The 5,146-nt window shown below is 67.9% G+C and carries 2 protein-coding genes and 2 pseudogenes; all 4 read right to left on the bottom strand.

Going from position 1 to position 5,146, the window contains the following annotated elements:
• Positions 1-141 (bottom strand): annotated as a pseudogene (locus AOK09_RS42650) (ABC transporter permease); the annotation flags it as partial.
• 98 nt (positions 142-239) lie between these two features.
• Positions 240-2,021 carry an ABC transporter substrate-binding protein gene (locus AOK09_RS29195; protein ID WP_055590242.1) on the bottom strand — a complete coding sequence of 594 codons (1,782 nt, stop codon included), beginning with the start codon at positions 2,019-2,021 and terminating at the stop codon, positions 240-242.
• 89 nt (positions 2,022-2,110) lie between these two features.
• Positions 2,111-3,142 carry an ABC transporter permease gene (locus AOK09_RS29190; protein WP_079063524.1) on the bottom strand — a complete coding sequence of 344 codons (1,032 nt, stop codon included), beginning with the start codon at positions 3,140-3,142 and terminating at the stop codon, positions 2,111-2,113.
• 626 nt (positions 3,143-3,768) lie between these two features.
• A pseudogene (locus tag AOK09_RS29185) lies at positions 3,769-5,146 on the bottom strand (hypothetical protein); the annotation flags it as partial.

The raw sequence follows: 5,146 nt of genomic DNA, 5'->3' as shown, positions 1-5,146 counted from the left end.
GTTCTGGGGGGTGCACACCTTGCCGCAGGAGAGCCGCGCGGGGTCCGCGGGGATGGCGAAGAACAGGAGGTAGGTGATGATGCTGATGATCAGCAGAATCACGATCGCGCCGAGTGTTCGGCGAACGAGGAAACGGAGCATGGGTCGGGCTCTCCTGGTCGGAGGGGGGCGGCCCGATGGGCCGTCACAGGGACCGCGGTGGGGTGCGTGGCAGGCACCCCACCGCAGTCCGTGCGGACTTACTTGATGAAGACGTCCAGCGGGGACAGCTCACCGTTCAGCGGGTCGAGCTTCACGCCGCCCAGGCCGGAGCCGTAGAGGCCGATGTAGCTCTGGTACACGTCCGGGATGGAAGCAGCGTCCTGCATGATCTGCTTGTCGACCGCGGCCCAGGCCTCGCCCTGCTTGATCGGGTCGGCGACCTTGCCGGCCGCGTCCATCGCGGTGTCGACCGCGTCGTTCTTGTAGTGCGCGTAGTTGGGCTGCAGGTCGCCGATCAGGCGGCCGTCCCACACCGGCTGCACAGCGGTCTGACCGGTCGGCCAGTCGGCGCCCCAGCCGCCCCAGTACAGGTCGTACTTGTTGTTCACCAGGCCGATGGCGTCGTAGTAGGTCTTGGCGTCGAGCGGCTTGGTGACGACCTTGAAGCCGGCCTTCTCCAGACCGGTCTTGATCGCGACGGTGACCTTCTGCTGGGTCGGGGTGTTGTTGTAGGGGTACACGATCGTGGTGCCGACCGCGTTGGCCTCCTCCAGCAGCTTCTTGGCCGCCTCCGGGTCACCCTGGGGCTTGGTCAGGATGCCGTAGAGGTCGTTCTGCTGGTAGCCGAGGACGGTCGGGCTGATCAGACCGGTGGCGTAGTCGCCGTAGGTCGGGCCACCCTGCAGCGCACGGGTCTGCTGGTGCGGGAAGGCGCGGATGAGCGCCTCACGCACGCGCTTGTCCTTGATGCGCGTGTTGTTGATGTAGTAGAAGTCCACGTACGGGGTCAGGCCCTGGACCAGGCGCGGCTTCAGCGTCGCGTCGGCCAGCACCTTCTGCAGCAGGTCGGTGTCGACCGAGTTGTGGAAGGTCATGGCGGTCTTGTCAGGACCGTTGTCCGCCATGAAGCGCTGCGTGGTGTCCTTGTTCTGGTAGCCGAACTCCATGTGCCACTTGTCCGGGAAGGCGTTCCGGATCGGGTCGGTCTTGGCGTCCCAGTTGGGGTTGCGGACCAGGTCCAGCGACTTGTCGGTGACGTGGCTGACGATCTTGTACGGACCGCTGGAGAACGGCTTCTTGTCGTACGCCTCCTTGGTGTCGTGAGCCTTGGTCACGACACCGTAGCCGGTCATCGCCAGGGTGAAGTTGGCGTCCGGGTGGGCGTCCTTGAACTTGAAGACGACGGTCTTGTCGTCAGGAGTCTGGACCGCGTCCAGCTCCTTGCCCTTGTAGGGGCCCTCGTAGGCCTTGCGGTAGTCCGTGCCGGACAGCCACTGCTGGATGTAGGTCGGGCCCTCCTGGATGAAGGGCGCGTACAGCCGCTCGACGGAGTACTTGACGTCCTTGGAGGTGATGGGAGAACCGTCCTCCCACTTCAGGCCGTCCTTGAGGGTGAACTTCCAGGTCTTGCCGCCATCGGTGGTGGTGCCGGTGTCGGTGGCCAGGTCGCCGACCAGCTTGGTGCCGTCGGCGGTCTCCTTGTAGCCGGTGAGCTGGCGGGTGAACAGCTCGGAGGCGGTGGAGTTGTAGTTCAGGTAGACGCGACCCGGGTCGAGGTGGGAGAAGTCGTCACGGTCGAGCATGGTGACCGTGCCGCCGCTCTTGGCGCCCGCGGGGGCGATGGCAGGACCGGCCGAGTCCGCGGCGGTGCCAACAGTGATCTTGGTGACGGCGGCCTTGGCCGGAGCCTGAGCGCTGCCGCCCGCGGACGGCTTGCCCGCGCCACTGTCGGAGTGGCCGCTGCTGCATGCAGCGGTCATGGTCATCGCCCCGGCCACGAGGACTGCAGCGGCGAGGTGCCGCGACTTGCGAGAGGTCATGTCTGTCCTGCCTGTGAGGTAGGAGTGGATATTCCTGGGTTGCCCGGGGCGGGCTGAGCGGTCCCCCCGGAGTTCTGGGTGTGCGTCCGTCAACGCTTGGTCTTGGGATCGAAGGCGTCCCGGACCGAGTCCCCGAGGAGGTTGAAGGCGAGTACGAAGATCACCATCGCTACGCCGGGGAAGAACAGGTAGGTGATGTCGGTCTGGTAGTAGTTCGCGCCGATCGCGATCATGCGGCCCCAGTCCGGGGTGGGCTCGACGATGCCCACGCCCAGGTAGGAGAGGCCGGCCTCGGCGGTCACGAAGGCGGGCAGCGCCAGCGTGGACTGCACCAGGATGGGCGTCCACAGGTTGGGCAGCAGCTCCCTGAAGATGATCCGCATCGGCGAGGCGCCGGTGACCCGGGCCGCCTCCACGAACTCCCGCTCGCGCAGCGAGAGGGAGACCGCCCGCAGGATACGGGCCAGGCCCATCCAGCCCAGAATCGACAGCACGATGATCACGGTCACGGTGCGCAGCCACACCGGGGTCTGCTCGTCGGGGGAGACGAAGAGCGAGTCCACCACGGGCACACAGGCGATGAAGAAGATCTGCGACGGGAACGACAGCAGCACGTCGATGAAACGGCCGATGAAGTAGTCGGTCTTGCCGCCCACATAGCCGGCGATGATGCCGATGGCGATGCCGAGGACGGTGGTGACCACGGTGGTGATCACGGCGATCAGCAGGGACGTCCTGATGCCGTAGACCAGCTGCGTCAGGACGTCGCGGCCCAGGCCCGGCTCCAGGCCGAACCAGAAGTCGCTGCTGATGCCGCCGTTGGGTCCGGTGGGCAGGCCGCCGATCTCGGTGAGCAGGCCGGGGGTGTCCTGGCCGTAGGTCTCCGAGGGGTTCTTGCCGTACACCATCGAGATGAGCGGCGCACAGATCGCCACGAGCAGGAAGAGCGCGACGATCACCGCGCTGATCACGCCGGTACGGTCACGGAGGAAGCGACGCCACATGATCTGGCCGGGGGAACGGCCCTTGAGCTCCGGGGCCGCCGCCGGATCGACTGCGTCGGCAGGGCCGGCCGAACCGATGATCTCGGTATCGGCCTGAGCCTGAGTGGGGTTGGTCATGGTGCGAAAGCTCCCGCTCGGGGTGTGTGCGGCCGCAAGAAGTGTTTGACGAACGGACTCTGGCAAGTCGTTTATCGAACGTCAAGTAGCTGCACGTATTACCCCCGCTTGACGGGGTATCGTGCTGGAAGATCGATCAGGTTGTGGCCAGAAAGAGGTTGACATCCCTCTGATGAAACGGACATAAGCGGACAGAGGTGTTATATCTCTGTTTACAATCCCGAAACACGGTCTTTGCAGTCCCGGTATTCGGACACTCGGCCTCGGGTGTCGATCCGGGGCGGTCGGCCGGGGTGCGGTGTCCGTTCTGCCACTACCGATACTTTTGGGTGGGGTCTGGCGTCTGTCCGGTATCCGGACGGTCGGAGCCTGGCCAAAACTCGCCATGACGGCAAGTCGCCAGCCGCCACCGCCATTGTCGGCGTTTCTGCCCGCGTCGGCGGCGGTAATTAACATGTCGGTGATCTGCTATCGGCCATCGGTAATGCGATCGGACTTTTTTGATGCTCCCTAATGGGGCGTCATCCTGTCGTTCCGCGACCACAATATTGATGTGTGCACAACATAAACAGGCCGGGCCCTGACATGTCAGGACCCGGCCTGCCGGGCGGTACTGCGTCCGGTGGTCAGCCGGCGGTCACCGGGAGAGTCACCGTACGGGCGGCACCGGTCTTGTCCAGGCCGGACAGGATCGCGTCGGCGACGTCCTGAGTGGTGACCGGCCCCACGGTGGCGCCGTGCTTCATCCGGTAGCCGGCGAAGGCCCCGTTCAGCCGGGCCTGCAGCTTGGCGAGGTTGAACCTGGGAGCCACCGTGCCGTTGGCGTCCGGGGCGAGCAGCAGGGCCGCGGTGAAGGTGCCCTTGCCGAACGGCACGCCCGGGGTGTCGGCGGCGCCACGCCGCACATAGACGTAGCCACCGTTGATGATCTTCTTGCCCAGGGTGTTCGCGGCCGACTGGAGCGCGGCGGCGGAGACCTTGGGCTGTGCCGTGGTGACCTTGAGGGCGATCGGCGCGGTCCGCTCGCCGAGAGCGCGGGCCTGGTAGCTCCGCTGCACCGCGGCCACGGCGGCGTCCAGGTCGACGGCGCCGCCCGCTGCGGGCGGCATCACCACCGGCTTCCCCGACGCGTTGAACCAGACATAGCCCTCGCGGGGGCCCCCGCCGCCCGTCTGCCGGGCCAGCTGCTGCTGCAGCGCGGCACGGAGCTTGGGCTGGTCGATCTTCACCACGGGCGCGACCGCCTTGGCGGAGCCGGTGAGCGAGCTGATCACGCTCACCGGGTTGTAGCTGTGGTGGGTGAGCCCGTCGACGGTGGCGGTGGTGTCGAAGGAGAGACCCGCCGCCGTGGCGTCGAGCTGGACGGTCCGGCCGGCCAGCTGCAGCTGGACGGGCTGGCGGCCGATCTTGGCCACGGTGGCGTCCAGGGTGTGCACCGCGGCGTCCCGGCTGCTGCCGCCGATGTCGGTGCCCAGCACGGTGGTGCCCTTGGGGACGTCGGCCTGGTTGAGCATCAGGCCCGCGCCGTAGGCGACCCCGCCCGCGCAGAGCACCGCGCCGACGGCGTAGCCCACCAGCTTGCCGCCGCGCCGGCGGCGCGGAGCGGGCGCGGAGCCGCCGCTCTCCGGGGTGCTCGCCGCGGCCGGCCCCGCAGGGGCGGCCGGTGCGCTCTGGGCGCCCGCAGCGGGTGCGGAGGGACGGAAGTCCTCGTCGCGGAAGCCGCCGGCGAAGGGGTTCGGCGAGGTGGGCTCCGCCGGGGCGGTGGCGAAGGGGTCCGCGGCGAACGGATCGGCGGCGAACGGATCGGCCGCGAAGGGGTCGGTGGCGGGGAAGGCCGCAGCCGGGAAGGCGGCGGTGGTCTCACCCGGGCCGGCCTCGGCCACCGGCGGAATACCGCCGACCTTGGTCTCGCCGAACGGGTCGTCGCTCCCCGGAGCGCCGAAGGGGCCGTTGCCGTAGTCGGGGCGGAAGTCGTCCGCGAACGGCTGCTCCGCGCCGGGCGCG

This window comes from Peterkaempfera griseoplana (genome assembly GCF_001418575.1).
Classification (GTDB): Bacteria; Actinomycetota; Actinomycetes; order Streptomycetales; family Streptomycetaceae; genus Peterkaempfera; species Peterkaempfera griseoplana.
This window is presented reverse-complemented; position numbering and strand designations above follow the sequence as displayed.

Excerpts from the sequence above, each read along its gene's own strand:
- AOK09_RS29195 (WP_055590242.1), bottom strand. The coding sequence starts at position 2,021 with ATGACCTCTCGCAAGTCGCGGCACCTCGCCGCTGCAGTCCTCGTGGCC.
- AOK09_RS29190 (WP_079063524.1), bottom strand. The coding sequence starts at position 3,142 with ATGACCAACCCCACTCAGGCTCAGGCCGATACCGAGATCATCGGTTCG.